The organism is Isoptericola sp. NPDC060257 (genome assembly GCF_042726645.1).
GTDB lineage: Bacteria > Actinomycetota > Actinomycetes > Actinomycetales > Cellulomonadaceae > Isoptericola > Isoptericola nanjingensis.
In genome coordinates, this window is record NZ_JBHXAW010000001.1 from 28008 (window position 1) to 48666 (window position 20659).

17 protein-coding genes and 1 pseudogene are annotated in these 20659 nt (G+C 74.5%); 5 read left to right on the forward strand and 13 right to left on the reverse strand.

Annotation, left to right across the window (positions count from 1 at the left end):
• Positions 1–3 precede the first annotated feature (3 nt).
• The 3 genes from ACFWEK_RS00165 to ACFWEK_RS00175 form a co-directional block, all read right to left on the reverse strand.
• Positions 4–657: a response regulator gene (locus ACFWEK_RS00165; protein ID WP_430552676.1), complete on the reverse strand. Its 654-nt coding sequence runs from the start codon at positions 655–657 to the stop codon at positions 4–6.
• Positions 654–1970: a sensor histidine kinase gene (locus ACFWEK_RS00170; RefSeq protein WP_430552677.1), complete on the reverse strand. Its 1317-nt coding sequence runs from the start codon at positions 1968–1970 to the stop codon at positions 654–656. Before ACFWEK_RS00170 ends, ACFWEK_RS00165 begins: the two co-directional genes overlap by 4 nt.
• 90 nt (positions 1971–2060) lie before the next feature.
• Positions 2061–2660 carry an NADPH-dependent FMN reductase gene (locus ACFWEK_RS00175; protein WP_430545945.1) on the reverse strand — a complete coding sequence of 200 codons (600 nt, stop codon included), beginning with the start codon at positions 2658–2660 and terminating at the stop codon, positions 2061–2063.
• 96 nt (positions 2661–2756) lie between these two features.
• On the opposite strand from ACFWEK_RS00175, the pseudogene aspA reads away from it, so the two are divergent.
• Both aspA and ACFWEK_RS00185 read left to right on the forward strand, forming a co-directional pair.
• Positions 2757–4190: pseudogene (gene aspA, locus ACFWEK_RS00180) on the forward strand (aspartate ammonia-lyase); the annotation flags it as partial.
• 134 nt (positions 4191–4324) lie between these two features.
• Entirely contained in the window at positions 4325–5632 is a 1308-nt protein-coding gene (locus ACFWEK_RS00185; protein ID WP_430552678.1) for an anaerobic C4-dicarboxylate transporter, read from the forward strand.
• An 8-nt stretch (positions 5633–5640) separates the two neighbouring features.
• Here the strand turns inward: ACFWEK_RS00185 and ACFWEK_RS00190 are convergent, their stop codons facing one another.
• Positions 5641–6057, reverse strand: coding sequence for a cupin domain-containing protein (locus tag ACFWEK_RS00190; protein ID WP_430545943.1), 417 nt, complete (start codon positions 6055–6057; stop codon positions 5641–5643).
• Between the two features lie 219 nt (positions 6058–6276).
• On the opposite strand from ACFWEK_RS00190, the gene ACFWEK_RS00195 reads away from it, so the two are divergent.
• Positions 6277–7734: a DUF2252 domain-containing protein gene (locus ACFWEK_RS00195; RefSeq protein ID WP_430545942.1), complete on the forward strand. Its 1458-nt coding sequence runs from the start codon at positions 6277–6279 to the stop codon at positions 7732–7734.
• Positions 7735–7798: 64 nt separating this feature from the next.
• Here the strand turns inward: ACFWEK_RS00195 and ACFWEK_RS00200 are convergent, their stop codons facing one another.
• Genes ACFWEK_RS00200 through ACFWEK_RS00235 form a run of 8 tightly spaced genes read right to left on the reverse strand, consistent with a single transcriptional unit; the run spans position 7799 to position 18818 of the window.
• Entirely contained in the window at positions 7799–8047 is a 249-nt protein-coding gene (locus ACFWEK_RS00200) for a DUF2630 family protein (RefSeq protein ID WP_430545941.1), read from the reverse strand.
• Between the two features lie 44 nt (positions 8048–8091).
• Positions 8092–8523: a GNAT family N-acetyltransferase gene (locus ACFWEK_RS00205; RefSeq protein WP_430545940.1), complete on the reverse strand. Its 432-nt coding sequence runs from the start codon at positions 8521–8523 to the stop codon at positions 8092–8094.
• Positions 8524–8532: 9 nt separating this feature from the next.
• Positions 8533–9870, reverse strand: coding sequence for a cellulase-like family protein (locus ACFWEK_RS00210; RefSeq protein ID WP_430552679.1), 1338 nt, complete (start codon positions 9868–9870; stop codon positions 8533–8535).
• Positions 9867–10763: a carbohydrate ABC transporter permease gene (locus ACFWEK_RS00215; protein ID WP_430545938.1), complete on the reverse strand. Its 897-nt coding sequence runs from the start codon at positions 10761–10763 to the stop codon at positions 9867–9869. The genes ACFWEK_RS00210 and ACFWEK_RS00215 overlap by 4 nt, the downstream gene beginning before the upstream one ends.
• Positions 10760–11695, reverse strand: a complete 936-nt coding sequence (locus ACFWEK_RS00220) for a carbohydrate ABC transporter permease (RefSeq protein WP_430545937.1) — start codon at positions 11693–11695, stop codon at positions 10760–10762. Before ACFWEK_RS00220 ends, ACFWEK_RS00215 begins: the two co-directional genes overlap by 4 nt.
• On the reverse strand, positions 11692–13020 hold the full coding sequence (locus ACFWEK_RS00225) for an ABC transporter substrate-binding protein (RefSeq protein WP_430545936.1): 1329 nt from the start codon (positions 13018–13020) through the stop codon (positions 11692–11694). Before ACFWEK_RS00225 ends, ACFWEK_RS00220 begins: the two co-directional genes overlap by 4 nt.
• Complete coding sequence (locus tag ACFWEK_RS00230) at positions 13011–15458, reverse strand: beta-galactosidase (RefSeq protein ID WP_430552680.1); 2448 nt, start codon at positions 15456–15458, stop codon at positions 13011–13013. The genes ACFWEK_RS00225 and ACFWEK_RS00230 overlap by 10 nt, the downstream gene beginning before the upstream one ends.
• A 39-nt stretch (positions 15459–15497) precedes the next feature.
• Positions 15498–18818 carry a DUF5107 domain-containing protein gene (locus ACFWEK_RS00235; protein WP_430552681.1) on the reverse strand — a complete coding sequence of 1107 codons (3321 nt, stop codon included), beginning with the start codon at positions 18816–18818 and terminating at the stop codon, positions 15498–15500.
• A 55-nt stretch (positions 18819–18873) separates the two neighbouring features.
• On the opposite strand from ACFWEK_RS00235, the gene ACFWEK_RS00240 reads away from it, so the two are divergent.
• Positions 18874–19776 carry a helix-turn-helix domain-containing protein gene (locus tag ACFWEK_RS00240; RefSeq protein ID WP_430552682.1) on the forward strand — a complete coding sequence of 301 codons (903 nt, stop codon included), beginning with the start codon at positions 18874–18876 and terminating at the stop codon, positions 19774–19776.
• A 3-nt stretch (positions 19777–19779) separates the two neighbouring features.
• On the opposite strand, the gene ACFWEK_RS00245 is transcribed toward ACFWEK_RS00240, so the two are convergent.
• Positions 19780–20268 (reverse strand): nitroreductase family deazaflavin-dependent oxidoreductase, encoded by a 489-nt coding sequence (locus tag ACFWEK_RS00245; RefSeq protein ID WP_430552683.1) that lies wholly within the window; start codon positions 20266–20268, stop codon positions 19780–19782.
• A 55-nt stretch (positions 20269–20323) separates the two neighbouring features.
• Between ACFWEK_RS00245 and ACFWEK_RS00250 the strand changes: the two genes are divergently transcribed.
• A partial coding sequence (locus ACFWEK_RS00250) for a hypothetical protein (RefSeq protein ID WP_430552684.1) occupies positions 20324–20659 on the forward strand: 336 nt, incomplete at its 3' end.

Below are 20659 nucleotides of genomic sequence, written 5' to 3' on the forward strand. Positions count from 1 at the left end.
CTCTCACGACCGCCCGACCAGACCGCTCTCGTACGCCGCGATGACGAGCTGCACGCGGTCGCGGCGCCCGAGCTTGCGCAGCACCTCCGACACGTACGACTTGACGGTCTGCTCCCCGATGAACAGGGCGTCGGCGATCTCCGCGTTCGACAGGCCGCGCGCGACGGCGAGCAGGACGTCGTGCTCCCGCGGCGTGAGGGAGCCCAGCCCGGGCACCTCACGGCGGGGCGCCGCGGCCCGGTGCGCGAAGTCGTCCACCAGCCGGCGTGTGACCTGGGGCCCGAGCAGCATCGACCCGTCCGCGACGAGGCGGACGCCCTCGATGAGCCGCTCCGCCGTGACGTCCTTGAGCAGGAACCCGCTCGCCCCGGACCGCAGGGCGTAGTACACGTACTCGTCGAGGTCGAAGGTCGTGAGGACCAGCACGCGGGTGCCGGGGTGGTCGACCGCGATCCGGGCGGTCGCGGCGATGCCGTCCAGCACCGGCATCCGGACGTCGACGACCGCCACGTCCGGCTCGGTGCGGGCGACGACGTCGAGCAGTGCGCCCCCGTCGCCCACCGTCCCCACGATCTCCAGGTCGGGGGCGGAGCCGAGGATCGCGGCGAACCCGTGCAGCACGACCGGCTGGTCGTCGGCGACGACGACCCGGGTCATGAGACGCCCGCCGCGTCGCGCGGGACGGCAGGGGACGGCTCGCGCGGACCGACCGGCAGGCTGACGACGAGCACGAACGCCGCCCCCTCCCGCTCCGCCGTCACGACGCCGCCGAGCGCCTCGACCCGCTCCCGCATGCCGATCAGCCCGCCCCCGGGCACGACGTCGCCCGGCCCTGCCGGGTGGTCGACCGGGTTGGTGACCCGCAGCCCGGCGACGTCCGACACGAGCGCGAGCGTGATCGTCGTCGGCGCGCCGGGCGCGTGACGCCGGGCGTTCGTCAGCGCCTCCTGCGCGGCCCGGTAGAGCACGTAGCCCTGCGCGGCGGGCACGTCCTCGCACTCCCCGGTCAGCGTGACGTCCTGGCCCGCGGCCCGGGCCTGCTCGACGAGGCCCGCGATGTCGCAGGCCGTCGGCTGCGGCGCCCGGGTGCCGCCGTCGGTGCGCTGCAGCACGGCGAGCACCTGGCGCAGCTCGCCGAGCGCCTGGCGTGCGTCCCCGGCGATGTCGGCGAGCACGCGGCGGGCGTCGTCGCCCAGGTCCGGGTACGTGTAGGGGGCCGACTCCGCCCGCACGGCCACGAGCGACACGTGGTGCGCGACGACGTCGTGCAGGTCGCGGGCGAGGCGCGCGCGCTCGACGGCGACGGACTCCACCTCCAGCGCGTGCCGCTCGGTCGCGGCCGCCGCCCGCGAGCGCCGCGACGACGCGCGCACCACCCGGACGACGGCGGCGACCCCGACGACGAGCCCGACGGCCACCGTGTAGATCGCCCCCGCCGCGGGCGAGGGCGCGCCGTCGTAGCTGCCGGCGTTCACCGGGCCGATCGGGAGCGCCGCGGGCACGTTGGTGAGCGCGTAGAGCCAGGCGCCGGCGAGGGTGGCCACGAGCGGCACGACGGCGCGGCGCCACGAGTCCTGGACCACCAGGCACGTGATCATCAGCAGGGCGAGCCACCACCCCCACACGAACGTCCCCAGCAGCGGGATCGTCACGAACGGCCAGGCCGCCAGGAGCGTGGCGAGGACGGGGCGACGGCGGCAGACGAGGACGGCGGTCACGCAGCTCAGGCCGGCGGCCCAGGCCACGAACCACAGGAAGTACCCGCTCTCCGGCCAGGACGTGTTCACCAGGTACGGCGTCCCCGCGGGGATGTCCCAGGTGCCGTCCGGCTGCTCGACGGCGAGCGGCGCGTCCTCCACCTGCAGCGGCGACGCCAGGAGGAAGAGGCCGAGCAGCGCGGCCATCGGCGCGGGGGCGACCCACGCGCGGGCGGGCCGGGGAGCGTGCGTCGGGGCGACGGTCGAGGCCATGGCGACGATCATGGCCGCTGGGCCGCCCCGCCCACCACCGCCGAGCGGGGGAGATCCCGTCCCCCCGCGCGGGGGGACGTGCTCGACCGGCTACTTGGCCGACGCCGGGTCGCTGTCGCCGATGTGCCCGGGCGCGGTGACGGCGAGCACGCGCTGCACGAACGCGCAGTACTCGTCCATGTAGTGCCGCAGGAAGCCCGCGGTGCTCTCGTTCGTCACCTCGCCGTCGGGGCCGAAGTCGTCGGCGACGTAGGTGATGTACGCCTCCGGGGAGTTGAGCTGCGGCGCGTCGAGGAAGCTGAGGACGGCACGCATCGACGACTGCATGACGGCGGTGCCGATCCCGCCCGGGGAGGCTCCGATGATGCCGACGGGCTTGCGCGCGAAGGAGTTCTGCCCCCACGGGCGGGAGCCCCAGTCGATGGCGTTCTTCAGCGCGCCCGGGATCGAGCGGTTGTACTCCGGCGACACGACGAGCAGCCCGTCCGACGCCTCGACCGCCGCCTTGAAGGCCCGGCCCTCGGGCGGGTAGTCGGCGTCGTAGTCCCAGCTGTAGAGCGGGAGGCCCCCGATGGGGATCTCCGTGAACTCGAGGTCCGCGGGGGCCAGGCGGACGAGCGCCCGCGACAGCGTGCGGTTGATCGATCCCTGGGCGAGGCTCCCGACGATGTAGCCGATCTGGTAGGTCATGGCGACTCCTTCGCTCCGGCGCTCCTCCGGCCATTCTGCGCGGGGACGGCGGCACTGGCGCGGCGTCGGGCTGCCCCCGTTGCTAGCGTCTGCCCCATGGCTGAACCCACGGCTGACGTGCGCGTCGAGGAAGACCTGCTCGGACCGAAGGAGGTCCCTGCGCAGGCGTACTACGGGATCCACACCGTCCGGGCGATCGAGAACTTCCCCATCTCGGGAACGACCATCAACGACGTGCCCGAGATGATCCGCGGCATGGTGATGGTGAAGAAGGCGGCGGCGCTCGCGAACCGGGAGCTGCGCGCCATCCAGCGGGACGTCGCGGACGCCATCATCGGCGCGTGCGACGAGGTGCTGGTCAAGGGCAGGTGCATGGACCAGTTCCCGATCGACGTGTTCCAGGGCGGCGCGGGCACCAGCGTCAACATGAACACCAACGAGGTCGTCGCGAACCTCGCGCTGGAGCTGTCCGGCTTCCCCAAGGGCCGCTACGACGTCATCAACCCGAACGACCACGTCAACAAGTCCCAGTCCACGAACGACGCCTACCCCACCGGGTTCCGCCTGGCCGTCCACGCCCTGACCGAGTCGCTCGTGGTGGCCGTGCGGCGGCTGTCGCGGGCGTTCGACGAGAAGGCGTCGGAGTTCGCGGACCTGCCGAAGATGGGCCGCACCCAGCTGCAGGACGCGGTGCCGATGAGCCTGGGGCAGGAGTTCGCCGGGTTCTCGGTGAACGTCGCCGAGGAGGTCAAGCGCCTGCGGAACGCGGCCGACCTGCTGCTCGAGGTGAACCTGGGCGCGACGGCGATCGGCACGGGCCTCAACACCCCGCCCGGCTACCCGAAGGTCGCGGCGCGGCGGCTCGCGGAGGTCAGCGGTCTCGGCACCGTGCCGGCGGAGAACCTCGTCGAGGCCACGTACGACAACGGCGCGTACCTGGCCGTGCACTCCGCGGTGAAGCGGCTCGCGGCCAAGCTGTCGAAGATCTGCAACGACCTGCGCCTGCTGTCCTCCGGGCCGCGCGCAGGGCTCAACGAGATCAACCTGCCCGAGCTGCAGGCCGGCTCGTCGATCATGCCGGCCAAGGTGAACCCGGTGATCCCCGAGGTGGTCAACCAGGTGTGCTTCAAGGTGATGGGCAACGACGTCACCATCACGCACGCCGCCGAGGCCGGGCAGCTCCAGCTCAACGTCATGGAGCCCGTCCTGGCGGAGTCCGTGTTCGAGTCGATCCGGCTGCTCACCAACGCGTGCGACGCGCTGCGCACCAAGTGCGTCGTGGGGATCACGGCCAACGCCGACGTGATGCGCCAGCACGTGCTCGGCTCCATCGGCATCGTCACGTACCTCAACGAGGTGATCGGGCACCACAACGGCGACCTCGTCGGCAAGGAGGCCGCCCGCACCGGCGCCTCGGTGCGCGACGTCGTCGTCGCGCGGGGCCTGCTCACCGCCGAGGAGGTCGACTCGATCCTCACCACCGAGAACTTCCTGCACCCGCGCTACAGCGGCCGCTTCTACGCGCCGGACGAGCGCGGCATCCCGCCGCTGGGCGAGGAGGGCGACTCCTCGCGCGTCGTGGAGTCCGACGACGCGACGGGCGCGCCGTCCGACCCGGAGCACGAGCACGACGACGCCCCCGACGAGGAGGGTGAGGCCGCCCGGTGATCCTCCTCCAGTTCGCCGTCGTCCTGGTCTTCGTCTTCATCGGCGCGCGCCTCGGCGGGATCGGGATCGGGCTGGCGGGCGGCGCCGGCGTCATCGTCCTCGGTCTGCTCGGGCTCGAGGTCGACCCGGCGACGGGCGTCCCCTGGGACGTGCTGGGCATCATCATGTGCGTCATCGCGGCCATCGCCGCGATGCAGGCCGCCGGCGGGCTGGACTACCTCGTGGCGAAGACGGAGGTGCTGCTGCGCGCCCGCCCGCGCAGCATCACCTTCCTCGCGCCGCTCGTCACCTACGTCATGACGGTGTTCTCCGGCACCGGTCAGGTCGCCTTCTCCACGCTCCCGGTGATCGCGGAGGTGGCGAAGGAGTCGAACGTGCGGCCGTCGCGGCCGCTGTCCATCGCGGTGGTGGCGTCGCAGATGGCGATCGCGGCGTCACCCATCTCCGCGGCGGTGGTGGCGATGGCCGCCGTCGTCGAGCCGCTGGGCGTCGACTACCTCACCCTGCTCACGGTGGCGGGGGTGTCCACGCTGGTGGGCTGCATGGTCGGCGCCGTCGTCGCGTCCCGGCAGGGCGTCGAGCTGCAGGACGACCCGGTGTACCAGGAGCGGCTCGCGAAGGGGCTGGTGAAGCGGCGCGAGCGCACCGAGTTCGTCGCGAAGCCGCGGGCGCTGCTGTCGCTGGTCGTCTTCGCGGCGGCGCTGCTCGTCGTCGTGCTCTACTCCACGGCCGTGTCCGACTCGGTCGGGCTGATCGAGGACCCGACCATCACGCGCAGCGGCGCCATCATGACGTTCATGCTGCTGGCGGGCCTGCTCATCGCCCTGCTCTGCAAGATCGACGTCAGCACCGTCATCACGCAGCAGACGTTCCGCAGCGGCATGAGCGCCGCCGTCTGCATCATCGGCGTCGCGTGGCTGGGCAACACGTTCGTGCAGGGCCACACCGCCGAGATCGAGGAGCTGGGCGGCGACATCATCCAGCGCTACCCGTGGATGCTCGCCGTCGTGCTCCTGCTCGCGTCCGCGCTGCTGTACTCGCAGGCGGCGACGACGATCGCCCTCATGCCCGTGGCCGCCGGCATGGGCGTGGCGGCGACGACGATGGTCGCGTCGTTCCCCGCCGTCACCGGCCTGTTCCTGCTGCCGACCTACACCACGGTGGTCGCCGCCATCGAGCTCGACGACACGGGCACCACCCGCATCGGGAAGTACCTGTTCAACCACTCGTTCATGGTGCCGGGGCTGGTGGCCGTCGCGTCCGCCGTCGCCATCGGCTTCGGCCTGGCGCCGCTGCTGATCTGAGGGGCCGCTCAGACGTCGAGCCACGGTGCGGCGGCGTACTCCTCGTCCGTGACGTGCTCGAGCCACGTGGTCGTGGTCGCCGGGTCGTCGGCGTTCTCGAGCATCGCCAGGTGCTCCATGAAGTCGTCCGGCGACGCGCCGTGCCAGTGCTCCTCCCCCGGCGGGCAGTACACCGTCTCGCCGGGCCGGACCTCGGCGACGACACCGTCGCGCGTGCCGACGAGCGCCACGCCGGACACGACGTGCAGCGTCTGCCCGCGGGCGTGCGAGTGCCACGCGGTGCGCGCCGCGGGCGCGAACCGCACGAGCGCCACGACCATCCGCTGGTCGGCCTCCTGCGGCGTGGCGATCGGGTCGAGCCAGACGTCGCCGGTGAACTGCTCGGGCGGGTTCTTCGTGGTGGCCGGACGGGGGAGCTTCTTCATCGGTGTGCACCTCTCTCGGGGTGAAGGGGGCGTGCCCGTCCCACTGTCCTCCCGCGCCCGCCGGGGTGCCACGACGCGCCGTTCGCTGCCGCCCTCCTGGCCCGGGCACGCTTTCGCCCTCGTTCGTCCTGCGGGCGCTCGGTGGCAGCGTGACGCTGGAAACCCGGCTCCTCACGGCGCGGACGCGGCCAGGACCGACCAGGTGGCGGAGGTGGCCCCATGAGTATCCGACGGGACACGGGCGCGAGCACGGCCGGGGTCACCGAGCCGCCGCCCCCGCCCACCGAGTTCGCGCGCCGCGCAGAGCACGGCAGGAGCGCCCGCCGCCGCGTCCCGAGGTCGTCCCACGCGGGATGGACGCCCCCGCCGGACCGCCCCGACCCGATCGCCCTGCTCGAGGAGCAGGAGACCACCCGGGTACCGGGGCTGGTGCCGATCCGGCACCGGCGGATGATGGTCTCGCCGTTCACCTTCTACCGGGGCGCGGCCCTCCTCATGGCGACCGACCTGGCCCGCACCCCCGTGTCGGGGATCGTCACGCAGGTCTGCGGCGACGCGCACCTGTCGAACTTCGGCGTCTTCGGCACGCCGGAACGGGCGATGGTGTTCGACATCAACGACTTCGACGAGACGCTCCCCGGCCCGTGGGAGTGGGACGTCAAGCGGCTGGCTGCCAGCGTCGAGGTGGCGGGCCGACACCGCGGGTTCGACGCCGACCAGCGTCGCGACATCGACCTCGCCGTCGTGCGGGCCTACCGCGAGCGCATGCTGCGGCTGGGGGAGTCGGGCGTGCTCGAGGGGTGGTACGACCGGCTCGACACGGACCGTGTCGTGGCCTGGGTGGAGGCCGAGCACCGCGCGAAGCGGGTCGGCCGCAAGCAGGTCGACCGGCTGGAGGCCGACCTCGCGAAGGCCCGGACGAAGGACAGCACGCGCGCGACCGCCAAGCTCGTCGAGGTGGTCGGCGGCGAGCCGCGGTTCGCGGCCAGCCCGCCGCTCGTCGTCCCCGTCGAGGACCTCGTACCCCTCGCGCGCGACCGGGAGCGGGCGGAGGACTGGATGCGGCGCCTGATCGCGTCGTACGTCTCGACGCTCCAGCCCGAGCGGCACCCGATGGCGGAGTTCTCCTACGTGCACATGGCGCGCAAGGTCGTGGGCGTCGGCAGCGTCGGCACGCGCGCGTGGGTGGTGCTGCTGCGGGGCCGCGACGAGACGGACACCCTCGTCCTGCAGGCCAAGCAGGCGGAGCGTTCGGTGCTGGAGCGCTTCCTGCCGCCGAGCCGGTACGACAACCACGGCGAGCGGGTGGTGCGCGGGCAGCGGCTCATGCAGGCGGCCGGCGACGTCTTCCTCGGCTGGCAGCGCGTCGCCGGCGTCGACGGCGTGGTCCGCGACTACTACCTCCGCCAGCTCTACGACTGGAAGGGCGGGGTGGACGTCGAGGCGATGGACGCCGCGGGCGCGCGCGCCTACGCCCGGCTCTGCGGAGAGGCGCTCGCGCGGGCGCACGCCCGCTCCGGCGACCGCGTCGCGATCGCCGCCTACCTCGGCCACGGCGACGTCTTCGACCGGGCGGTCGCGGACTTCGCCGCGGACTACGCGGACCAGAACGACCGCGACTACGCCGCCTTCCTGGACGCCGTCGCGTCGGGCCGGCTCGAGGCCGCGGAGGCGTGACGGGCGCGCCCTCGGACGGGCATCGAGCTCTCGACGCACCGGCCCCACGTTCCCGCCCCCGGCTCTACCCGCGGTAGCGCTCCACGACCTCCGCGGGGCGGACCTTCGCCTGGTCCGGGTCGCCGCCGAACTCCCGCGCCGCCTGCCGCTGGCGCAGCAGGTCCCAGCACTGGTCGAGCCGGGTCTCCGTCGCGGCGAGCTCCTCGTGCTCGGTGCTCGCGTCGATCTCGCCCTTACCGAGTCGTTCCCGCAGGTCGCGCTCGCGGGCGATGAGGTCGCTGATGGTCTTCTGGATGTCGCCGTCGGTCGCCATCGTCCGATGCTCTCGCGCCGGGACGTACCCGGCAGCCCGAGGACTCAGGGCCGGTCGGCCAGGACCATCCCGAGGCTGTGCGGCGCGGACTCGACGAAGCCCATGCTGCGGTAGAGCGGACGGCCGGGCGCGTCCGCCATGAGGGTGACGTACGGGTCGGCGGGCGCCCGCTCGGCGATCTGGTCGAGCAACCATCCGAGCACCCGCCGCCCCAGGCCCTGCCGCTGGTGACCGGGCAGGGTCGCCATGTCGGCGACGTGGAAGTACCAGCCGCCGTCGCCGAGCACGCGCCCCATCGCGACGACCTCGCCGGTCGGCCGGTGCCGCACGTGGACGAACGCCCAGCTGTTCGCGAGGGCGTACCCCGCCTGCTCGGGCGTCTTCGGGCTCAGCCCCGAGTCCCGACGCAGCCGCACGTAGGCCTCGACGTCCGGGGCGGTGGGGACGAGCTCGTACGGGTCGTTCGCGTCGGCCATGCGATCACCCTAGGCAGGCTCGCCGCGGATGACGGCGGTGCACTCGCGCTGCAGGTCGGCGTCGAGCCACATGGCGTGCTGCGGCGCCGCGTTGGAGCACACGACGGAGCCCCACGCGCCCACGTCGGCCGCGTGCCGCACGGCGTCGCGGCAGATCTGCGCCCCGACCGGTCCCTCCTCGAACCGGGTGTCGCGCGGGGTGTAGCCCACCCAGCCCTCGCCGAGCACGAGCGGGATCCCGAGCCGTGCGGCGTGGTCCGCGGCGACGCCGATCCACTCCCGCAGCCGCTCGGCCATCGCGACGCGGTGCGCGCCGTACCGCTCGTAGAGCCACCGGTCCACGGCCTGCGGGTCGCACCAGTCGTGCACGTAGATCTCCGCGTGCCCGACGATCGACGCGCGACGCTTCCACTCCTCGTCCGCCGGCGGCGCCCACTCGCCGAGCCGCGGCGCGCCCGGCCGCAGCAGCTCGGCGTCGGCCCGCGCCTGCGGGAAGTCGGCGGGGTCGCCGCGCAGCGCGAACTCGTGCACCAGGTCGTCCAGGACGCCGTAGACGTACGGGTGGACGCCGAGCACCTGGGCGTTGCGCGGCAGCCCCCGCATCGCGGTGACCGGGACGGCGGCGTAGTTCGGGCCGCAGAGCACGTCGGGGTGCCGCGCGGAGAACGCGGCGATGCCGCGCTCGAGACGGTCGCGCAGCTCCACCACCGGGTCCTCGACGCCGGGCAACCCGGCGGTGAGGTGCCCGGCCTGGACCTCGTTGTGCGGCTCGACGTACGCCAGCACGTGGTCGAGCCCTTCGTCCCGCAGCAGGTCCACGAGGTCGGCCATCGCCTCGCCGAGCACGGTGAGACGGTCCTCGGGATCCACGGCCCGGAGGGCGTCGTACCAGGCGCGGTCGGCCGCGAACGCCGGGCTCTGCTGGTACTCCCACGACGACGCGATCACCGTCATGCCGTGCCGCTCCGCGCCGCGGAACAGCTCCAGCAGGTGCGCGCGGGCGTCGATCGTCGTCGGCTCGCGCACGTCGTACCAGCGCACCCGCGACGCGTAGCCCCCGCCGATCGGCCCCAGCCGCAGCGCCGTCGTGCCCAGGCCGGAGCGGAACAGCAGGAACGGCATCGCGCAGACCCGGACCGCGTTGTACCCGAGTTCCGCGGCGCGGGCGAACGCCGCGTCGAGGTCCTCGAAGGGCTCCCCCGGCCCGGTGCGCACGTACCAGGAGAAGTCCCACAGCGTGATCGCCAGCCGTCGGGGCAGGTGCGCGGGCACGGCCGCGCCGGCGGCGGTCATAGTGCCCGGCACCGACCGGTCCGTCACCATCCGGGGTTCCGTCATCTCGCTCATCCCTTCACCGCCCCTGCGGTCAGGCCGTTGACGAGCTGCTTGCGCAGCACGAAGAACACGATCAGCGCGGGGACGGCGGCGAGCACCGACCCCGCCATCACCAGGTCGTACTGCCGCCCCTCGGCGCCGAAAAGCGCCTGCAGCCCGAGCGGCAGCGTGTAGAACTCGGGCTCGGCGATGATCACCAGGGGCCACAGCAGCGTGTTGTACGAGTTGAGGAAGCTCCACACCGCGAGCGCCCCGATCGCCGGCCGCAGCAGCGGCATGACGACGGACACGAACGTCCGCAGCTCGGAGCACCCGTCGATGCGGGCCGCGTCGAGGAGCTCGTCGGGCACCGACTGCTCGGTGTACTGGCGCATCATGAAGATCCCGAACGCCGGCGCCACCCAGGGCACGACGAGCGCGAAGAACGGGTTCGCCAGCCCCAGCTTCGCGACGAGGACGAACAGCGGGACGACGATCACCGCGAACGGGATGGCCAGCGACGAGAACATCACGTCGAACAGCACCCGCTTGCCGCGGAACTCGTACTTGGCGAACCCGAAGCCCGCCAGGGAGCACAGGAAGACGGTGGCGACGGTGCTGACGGCGGCCACGACGGTGCTCATCAGCATCCACCGCCAGAACGGCTGCGTGGCGAGCAGGTTCGCGTAGCTGTCGAGCGTCGCCGGGTCCGGGATCAGCGCGGGCGGGAAAGCGAAGATGTCGCTGCGGTCCTTGAACGACGAGGACAGGGCCCACAGCAGCGGCGCCACGTAGACCACGGTCAGCAGGCCGAGCACCGCGTACAGCGCGACGCGGCCCGGGGGGAAGCGCCGCGGGGCGTGGGCCGCCGGCCCCGCCACGGGGTTGTCGGCGCGGGGTGTCCGCGCGAGGGTCGGTGTGCTCATCGGTTCCTCCCGACGCCGAACGCCCGGGTGCCGATGCGGCCCAGCACGAAGACGATGACGAACATGACGACGCCGGCGGCCGCGGCGTAGCCGAGCTCCTGCCGCTGGAACCCGGCCCGGTAGACGAACATCGAGACGGACAGGGTCGCCTCGCCGGGGCCGCCCTGCGTGAGCAGGAACGGCTCCTCGAAGATCTGCGCGGTGCTCACCAGCATGGTCACGGCGATGAAGGCCGTCACCGGCTTGAGCTGCGGCAGCGTGACGGCGAAGAAGCGGCGCACCACGCCCGCGCCGTCCAGCTCGGCCGCCTCGTGCAGCTCGCGCGGGATGTTCTGCAGGCCGGCGAGGAAGAAGATCGTGAGGTACCCGGTCCAGCGCCACAGCACCAGCACCACCACGACGACGCGCGCCCACCACGGGTCGGTGAGCCACGAGACGCCGCCGAACCCGAAGAGGGCCTCGAGGGTGGCGTTGAGCAGCCCGTACTCGCCGTCGAAGATCAGCCCGAAGATCAGGGCGATGACGATCGGCGAGAGCACCACCGGCATGAAGTACGTGAGGCGGAAGAAGTCCCGCAGCCGCAGCCCCTTCGCGTCGAGGGCCAGCGCGATCAGCAGCGCCAGCGGCAGCACCACGACCATCGCGAACACGGTGTAGAAGGCCGTGTTCGCGAGAGCGGCGCCGAAGCTCGCGTCGCGCAGCAGGCGGGAGTAGTTCGCCAGCCCCACGAACTCGGGACTGCCCAGGCCGGCCCAGTCGGTGAGGCTGAGGAAGATCCCCGCGCCGACCGGCACCACCATGAAGACGGTGAACAGCAGGAAGAACGGGGAGATGAAGAGGTAGGGCGCCCACTGCCGCCGGTTCCCGCGTCGGGGGGCGCGCAGGGCGTCCCGGGTGGCCGTCCCCGTCGACGGCCTGGTCAGGATGCTCACTGCTGCACCTGCCTCTCGTACGTGCGCACCCCGGCCCGCAGCGCCTCCTCGGCACCGACCTGTCCGTTGATGGCGCGCAGGATGGGACCGCCGAGGCTGTCGCGCAGCACCGAGGCGCCCGCGGACTGGTAGAAGAGCGGCATGTCGGCCGCGGCGGCGGAGAAGACCTCGAAGACGCGCTGGCCGCCGAGGTACGGGTCGGTGATCTCCTGGAACTCGGGAGCGTCGTAGAGGTCCACCAGGGTGGGCATGTACGCGCCGGCGAAGTATCGCGCGAGCTGACCCTCCTCGGACAGGTAGGCCCGCTGCAGGAAGTCGGTCGCGGCGTCGGTGCGGGGCTGGTCCTTGAGCACCGCGAAAGCGGTGCCGCCCATCGTGGAGGCGACGTGCCCGCCGCCCGCGAACCGCGGGATCGTGCGGGCGCGCCACAGCCCCTCCTGGTCGGGGGCGTTGGCCTGGAGGCCGTACACCTCGTACCAGTTCGGCATGACGGTCGCGACGAGCCGGCTCCCCTTGAGGGCCGCCGCGGCGGCGCCGCCGTACGGGTCCGCCAGCGCGACGAACGCGCCCGTCCGGACGCCCTCGGCCATGAGCTCGAGCACCTCGACGGCCTCGTCGGACAGGACCGCGAGGTTCCCGTCGGCGTCGTAGAGGTTCCCGCCGCGCTGCAGCAGCAGCTGCGTGAACCCGTTGACGATGGACCCGTTGTCGCCGTTGGCGACCATGCCGATGGCCTGCCCGGTGTCCGCGGCGACCTCGGCCCCGACCTCGAGGAGCTCCTCCCAGGTCCCGACGTCCGCCGGGATCCCCAGCTCGTCGAAGAGGTCGGCCCGGTAGAACATCACCGAGATCGAGTTGTCCGACTCCAGCGCGTACACCTTCCCGTCCACGGTGTACGGCTGGGTCTTCAGCAGCCGGTCGCCCAAGGACGCCGTGAGCGAGGTGAGGTCGACGAACAGGTTCTCCGCGATCCCCGCTCGCATGACGCGCGGGAACTGGTCGATCACCAGCCCGGCCAGGTCCGGCAGCGGCCGCTGCGCGACCGCCTGCGTCACCAGGCGAGACACGATGTCGGCCGGCGCGACGGACGTGACGTCCACGCCGAAGGTCCACGCGCTGCCGCCGACGACGGCGGCGTCCGTCGCCGCCTGCGTGAAGTAGCTCGCGTAGCCCGGGTCGTGCGTCCACAGCCCCAGGGACACCGCCCCCGCACGGACCGGCGCGGCCGCGGTGGTGGACGAGCAGCCCCCGAGGATCCCGCCGCTCGCGACACCGAGGCCGGCGACGCCGAGCAGCCGCAGCAGGTCGCGCCGGTTCAGGTCCACGACCGTCCCTCCCCCGCGGTGAGCACCACCCGCGCCACCCGCACGACGTCGACCGCGGCGACCGCGATCCCGTCGGGCACGGCACGCACGGACGGGTCCACCCAGACGCCGGTCGCGGCGCGCCACGGCAGCAGCTCCAGCGTCAGGCCGTCGCGGGCGACGTCGTCGCGCCACGGCGTGAGGTCGACGTCCCAGTCGCGGCCGTGCCAGAAGTGGTCGCTCACGACCTCCCCTCCCACCACCGCCCGCCCGACGTCGCCCGTCCACGCGACCCGCAGCAGCGCGCGGTCGACGCCGTCCAGCGCGTCGGCGGGCACGTCCAGGTGCACGCGGGCGGCGCCCGAGTAGTCGGTCGGCGCGCTGAGCCGGCCCATCGGCCCGCCGTGCGCCGGCGCCGGCGGGGCGGGGGCGTCCGGGTGCAGGTCCGTCGCGAGCCGGCGGCGCCCGGCCCCGGGGACGGAGAGCGTCCACGTGGACCAGGGCGTGCCGGTGGCGGCGTCGGCGGTGACGTCGGCGCCCGCGGTCGACGCCGTCAGGGACGCCGGCGCGGGCAGCATCGACACCGTCACCGCCGGGTCCTCGGTGTGCACGACGAGCGCACCGTCGAGCGCGTGCACCGGGGCGTCGGCGAGCACCAGCCGCTCGCGCCCGCCGACGTCGAGCCGGTACAGGCGGTTCGCGGACCCCTCGTCGAGCACCAGGACGTCGACGTCGCCGGACGGGCCGCGCAGGCGCACGACCGCGCTCGGCCCTGGGTCGCCGACCAGGTCGAGGACGGTCGCGCCGGCCTCGGTGCGCGCCTCGACCGGCCCGCTCGCCCCGACCTCCCCGCCGCCGTCCCGCTCGAGCACCAGCTCCACCGGCACGCCGTCGGTCGCGACCAGCACGACGAGTTCCCGTCCGGCCCCGCCGCCTGTCCCGACGTCGATCCGCGTGAGCACCTGCGCCGTCGCGCTGCGCAGCACCAGCCCCTCGCCGAGCGGGTACCGCACCGGCCACGCGACCGAGACGCCCGCGGGCAGGTCGACGGGACGCACGGGCACGGTCACGCTCGCGTCGTCGAGCTCGACGGCGACCTGGACGCCCGGCTGCGGCGGCAGCGGCCGGCGCGCGGGCTGGTACGTGGTGAGGAAGACGTACCCGCGGTGCCCGTCCGACCGTACCGACCAGCGCAGCTCGTCAGCGTCCGCGCTCCCCCCGCCCACCGTCGTGGTCATGGCCGCGAGCGCCGCGCCGTCGGCCTGGAGCCACAGGTGCTGACGGCGCAGCAGGTGGTGGTGACGCCGCACCTGGCCGTGCTCGCCGACGGGGGCGCCGAAGTCGTAGGTGCGGGTGGGCACGTCGTTGGGGTACCCGGTGGCGTGCGACTCCTGCTCCGTGCCCTGCGGTCCGACGCGCTGGGTGCCGCCCGCGTACATGTAGTACCCCTGCCAGACGGAGCCGCTGCCGATCTTCGCGAGCGCGAGCGCCGCGACGTCGTCGGGCGTGACGAGCGGCCGCCGGTGGTAGGCGACGTGCATCCCACCGCCCAGCTCGCAGGTCGCGTACGGCAGGGCGTCGTCGTCCTTGAGCGGGACCGCACCCGGCGCGACGACGATGCCGTCGAGGGCCTCGCGCAGGTCGGCGCCCACGCTGAGGTCGTCGCGCACGGTGCTGTACCGGAAGTGCACGGGCGAGAACGGCGGCCACTCCGTCTCGGCGTCCTCCCAGAACCCGTCCGCGTACGCGCTGTACAGCGGCAGCAGGGTGGCGGGCACCTGCGCCCCGCCCCACCCCGTCGCCGTCCAGACCGGCACCCGCAGGCCCAGCTCCTCGGCGAGGGACCGCAGGGTGGCGAGGTGCTCGGGCTGGTCGTAGAGCTCGTTGTCCACCTGCGCCCCGACGACCGGCCCGCCCTCGGCGTGCGTCAGGCCGTCGAGCTGCGCGACCGCCTGCGCGTAGTAGGCCCGCACCAGCTCGAGGTACGCGGGGTCGTTCGTGCGCGTGGCCAGCCCGCGCTCGACCAGCCAGTCGGGGAAGCCGCCGTACCGTGCCTCGCCGTGCGCCCAGGGCCCCAGCCGCACGACGACGTCGAGCCCGTGCCGGCCGGCCGTCTCGACGAAGGCGCGCAGGTCGAGGTTCCCGTCCCAGCGGAAGTCGCCCGGCGCGGGCTCGTGCGCCTGCCAGAGCACGTAGGTGGCGACGGAGTCCAGCCCGCCCGCCTTCGCGTGCCCCAGCACCTCGGACCAGCGCTCGCGCGGGATGCGCGAGTAGTGCACCTCGCCCGTCACGGGGAACCAGGGCAGCCCCGCCCGCTCGAGGTACCGGCTGGTCACCGCCACCGCGTCCGACGCGCCTGGCGGGTCTCCCAGCTCGAGGTGGTCGCGGTGTGGCGGGGACGGGCGGTCGACCCGCACGCGGTGCGTGACGGTCCGTCGGCTGTCGAGGGCGTCGGGCATGGGCTCTCTCCTTCGAGAAGCGGGGTCGGGTCGGGCGGGTCAGGCCGAGGCGGGAGCGGCGTGCCGGTCGAGGGCGGCGAGCTGGTCGCGCAGGGCCCGGACCCGGTCGTCGTGGTCCTCCTGCACGTCGTGGGCGAACAGCAGCATGGCGGGCAGCGACGTCGCGAAGTAGTCGACGGTCGCCCGGCGGCCCGCCTCCTCCTCGACGTAGCGCGCGAGCCCGTCGCGCAGGCGCCGCGCGTCGTCGTCACGGCCCAGCCGGCGCAGCGCGACCACGGAGGCGGCCGTCCGCTCCGAGAACTCCTGGACGGCCATGCCCTCGAAGTCGCCCTGCTGGTCGGCCGCGGTGCGCCAGGCGTCCCGGGCCTCGTCGCCGCGCCCGAGCGCGGCGAGGGCGTCGCCGAGCAGCAGGTGCAGGTCGGCGGTGTTTGCGAGCGGGTGGCGCGCCTCCCCCAGGGACTCCGGGGGCGTCAGGGCCGCGGTGGCGTGCGCCAGCGCGGAGGTGGCGTCGCCGCCGTCCAGGGCCTGGCGGCCGAGGGCCAGGTGCGCGGCGTCCCAGGCGGCCAGCACCCGGCCCTCGCCGCCCTCCCACGGCTGGAAGGCCCGGCCGCCCAGGACGTCGAGCGCCTCGGCCGCGCGGCCGCGCGCGGTGAGCAGCTCCGCGAGCTGGACCGACAGGTCGTCCCGCGCGCCGACCAGGTCGGGCCGGTCGAGCAACGTCGCCAGCCGTCGTTCCGGGGGCGTGCCCCGCCGCCCCTCGAGCTGGTCCGCCTCGTAGAGCAGGCGGGCGTCGTCGGGGGCGAGGGCCCGCGCACGGGCGTACCAGCCGGCGGCCGCCGCGGCGTCCCCGCGCACGTTGTACGCCGCGACCCCGAGGTTCCGCAGCACGACGGGGTCGGTCCCGTCGCCCGACGCCGCGACCTCCCAGGCCGCCACCGCGTCCTCGCGCCGGCCCGCCGCGTAGAGGCGGTGGCCGGCCAGCCCGGCCACGAGCGGGTCCTGCGGCCACGCCCGGCGCAGCCGCGCGAGGGCGTCGTCGTCCGTGGCGGCCGGGAACGCCCAGTCGCGCGGGGCGCGCCGGGCCCGCGCGAGCGCGTCCGCCGCGGCCGCCCGGTCGCCACGGGCCAGCTCCAGGTCGGCGCGGTGCAGCAGGGCGAGGGCCCGCACGTCCCGCTGCCCGCGGGGGGACGGGCGCGTCGCGACGTCCTCCAGCAGCCCGACGGCGGCCGCCGCCTCTCCCGCCGACGCGTGCTCCAGCGCGACGTCGAGCGCGATGGTCGGTTCGGAGGTCGGGCCGACCGGGACGGCGAGCCCGAGCCGGGCGCCGAGGTCGCGCGCCCACGCGTCGAGGGGGTCGACGGCGAGCGCCCCGCGCACGAGGTCGCGGGCGCGGTCCGGCTCCCCGACCCGTCGCGCGGCGATCGCCGCGAGGTTGCGCCCCTGCACGTGCTCGGGGCTGCGGCGCAGCAGCGCGTCCAGCTGCTCCGCGGCATCGGCGTCGCGCCCCTCGGCGAGGTCGAGGCGAGCCGTGGCGACGGCCGCGGCGTCCCGCCACGCCTGGTCCCAGGACGCCGTCCCCAGCGCCTCACGCGCCTCGGCCGCCCGGCCCTGCCGGGCGAGGACCACGCCCAGCCGGTAGTGCGCCTCGCCGTCGCGCGGGTTGGGGTTGCGCGCCGTGAGGCGTGCGACGGCGGTGCGCAGCAGCCGCTCGGCCTCGTCGAGCCGGCCCGCGCGCGCCCGCCGGGCCGCGAGCGCCGTCGCGCAGCGTGCGTCCCCGGGGTCGCGGCGCAGCGCCTCCGCCCAGTACCGCTCCGGCGACCGCGTCGCGTGCCGGTACTGCTCCAGGTGCAGCCCCGTGACGTACAGCTCGTCGACGGAGCCGATCTCCGCGGGCGCGGGCGGCTCGGTGGCGGGCCCCGGGACCGCGGCGTCCGGGTCCGCCGCGGGCCGCGGGCGCCAGCTCACGAGGGTCGCGCCGTCGTGCTCCACGACCAGCTCGTAGGTGGTGGCGTCGACGCCGGCCTGCCCGGCCAGCTCGCGCACGCACGGAGCGCCCGGCGCGACGTCGACCCGCTCGTCCAGCAGCACCTCGCCACCCGCGCGCAGCACCACCCGCGCCCCCGGCCGCGGGGACGTCACTGCCACGCCGAGACGGACGAGCGTGGTCGCGACAGGCTCGGCCGACGACGGCTCGACGTCGAGCCGCACCGCGGCGTCCCGCGTCGCCTGGTGCACCGGGCCGACGTCCTGGATCGGGTACCAGTACTGCGAGAAGGCCGTCGTCTCGCCCGGGCGCAGGAACGCGAAGTCGGGCTGGTTGTCGGTGAAGACGCCCGCCATGAGCTCCACGTACGGGCCGTTCGTGTCGGTGAGGTGCCGGTCCCAGGCCCAGCCGAACGGCGCGTTCCCCCACGTCCACATCTTCTTGCCGGGCGAGACCCGGTGGTCCGCCCAGTGCACGAACCCGGCGCTGGCGGCGTGGTCGTAGCCGCCGAAGAAGTTGTCCTGGGAGCCGAGGCACATGTACGACGTCGGTACGGGGATGTTGCGGTACCGGTCCAGGCGGTCGCCGTCGGGGCGCTCCGGGGTGCGCTGCGCCGGGTAGTCGACGCCGTAGTAGCGGCCCGACGCCGCGGGGAAGGTGGTGACGGCGCGCTTGGCGTGGTCGGCGACGACGGCGACGTCGGTCGGGAAGAACGCCTGGTAGTCGTCGTGCACCGCGGCGGCGACGTTGGCCCACCACAGGAACGTCTGCACGTCGTCGGTCCGGTTGACGAGCCGGACCCGCAGCTCGACGAGCGCGCTGTCCGGGCGCAGCCGCACGCCGTGCATCCCCTGCATGCGCGCGAACGGGTCGTGGTCGGAGCACCACGCCGTCACCGCCCCGTCCGGCTCGTGCTCGACCCACGCCTCCGTCGGGAGGAACGTCGCGGGGCGGTGGTGCTGCGGCCAGTTCAGCTCGACGCCGCCCGAGAGCCACGGCCCGAGCAGGCCGACCAGCGCCGGCTTGATGACGTCGTTGCGGTAGAAGAAGTCGTAGCCGCGCGTGCGGTCCACGCCCACGTGGATGCGCCCGCCGAGCTCGGGCAGCACCATGAGGCGTACGTACGCGTTCTCGAGGTGGATCGCGTCCCACTCGCGGGGTGCCTTGGTCTGCTCGACGCGGTCCACGAACGGCATCGGGTACACCGCCCCCGACGACCCCTGGTACACCCGCTGGTCCAGGTATGCCGGGTACCGGTCCGGCTCGCCGACGTCATACGTGTCGATGGACACCGGCTCGCGCCACCCGCGCACGGGCCGGTCGGCGAGGCTGTCCGGGGCGGACGGCAGGACGATCCGCGACTCTTCTCCTGGCATGCGACGAACGTAGGCCGCTTGACGGCGCCGCACGATGGGCGATTCCCTGGCGCACATGGACGAAACGACGGTCGAGCGCACGGTCGAGAGCGGCGGCGCGCTGCGCGACGGCTTCGCCGGTCAGCGCATGGTCGTCGTGCCGCGCCCGACGGTCCGCACGGCGCTCGCGCGCCCGGTGACGGGCCGGCTCGTGGTGACGGACGCCGGGTTCTTCCCGCACGCCGCCCGCCACGGGCGGTCGCGACCCGACGGCGCCCGGGAGCACGTCCTGCTCGTCTGCACCGACGGCGCCGGCTGGTGCCGCACACCGGACGGCCGGTTCGACGTCCGGCCCGGGGACGTGGTGCTCGTGCCGGCCGGGACGCCGCACGAGTACGCCGCCGCCGAGCGCGACCCGTGGACCCTCTGGTGGCTGCACACGGCGGGCCGGGACGCCGACGAGCTCGCGGGGGCCGCCCGCGCCGCCGCCGGCGGGCCGGTCTCCCACCTGCGCGACCCGGCCGCCCTCGCGAGCCTCGTCTCGCAGGTGATCGACGCGCTCGACGACGGCACGGCCGGCGGCCTGGTCGGGGCCGCGGGGGCGGCGTGGCACGCGCTCGCGCACGTCGTCGCGACGGGGCGGCGCTCCCCCGGCCCGGCCCCCGACCCGGTCGAGCGGGTCGTCGAGCACCTGCGGGCGACGACGCCGCACCGCACGTCGGTCGGGTCGCTCGCGGCGATGGTCGGCCTCAGCCCGTCCCAGCTCGGGGCGCGCTTCCGCGCCCGGGTGGGCACGTCGCCGCTGCAGTACCAGACCGGGCTCCGGCTCGCGCGGGCCCGCGAGCTGCTCGACTCCACCGACCTGCCCGTCGCCGCCGTCGCGCAGGCGTGCGGGTACGACGACGCGCTGTACTTCTCGCGCCGGTTCGCCCGGACGCACGGGATGTCGCCCACCGCGTACCGGGCTCGGGGCGCCTGACCGTCAGGCCGCCCGCTCGAGCACGAACAGCCGCACCACCCGACCCGACTCGCGCTCGTAGGCGCGATACCCGGGCCACTGCGCCTCGATGCGCGCCCACAGCGCGTCCCGCTCGCCGTCGTCGGTGACGGGTGTCGCGCGGACGTCGAAGCGCCGGCCGCGGATGCTGACGGCGGCGTCCGGGTGCGCGAGCAGGTTGTACGTCCACGCGGGGTGCCGGTCGCGCGCGAACGACGTGCCCGCGACCACGAGCCGGCCGCCGCCCACGGGCGTGTACATGAGGTAGGTGTCGCGCGGCTCGCCGGACCGGGCCCCGACGGTGTGCAGCACCAGCGAGGGCACCAGCACGGCGGAGAGCTGGAACCGGCCGCGCGTGAGCCGCGCCAGCGCGCGCTCCAGGGGCGGCATTGCGGCGGGGGCGACGGCCCGGAACGCGCGCGTCCGGGTGATCGGCGCGACGACGGACCGGACGACGTGCAGCAGGCGGGCCATGCCTCATTCTGGGGTGGTGCCCCCGTCACGGTGGTCCGTACGCGCCCTGGGAGTGGTGCGCCTGCTCTGGATGGCCGGGTTCCTCGTGGGCACCACGACCCACGTGGTCGACCTGGTGCTGGGAGGCGCCGACGTCTACGCCGGGTTCCCCGCCGGCGTCCGCGCGTTCTGGGTGGCGCTGACCCTTGTCGACCCGCTGGTCGTGGCGCTGCTCCTGCTGCGCCGTCGGGCCGGGGTGGTCCTGGGCGTGGTGGTGATGGTCGCGGACGTCGCGGTGAACGGGACCGTGCTCGCCACCACCGGCGAGGGCCTGACGGGCCTCGTGCCGCAGTCGCTGTTCGGCGCGTTCGTGCTGGTCACGGCAAGGCCGCTCGCCGCACGGTTCCGTGCC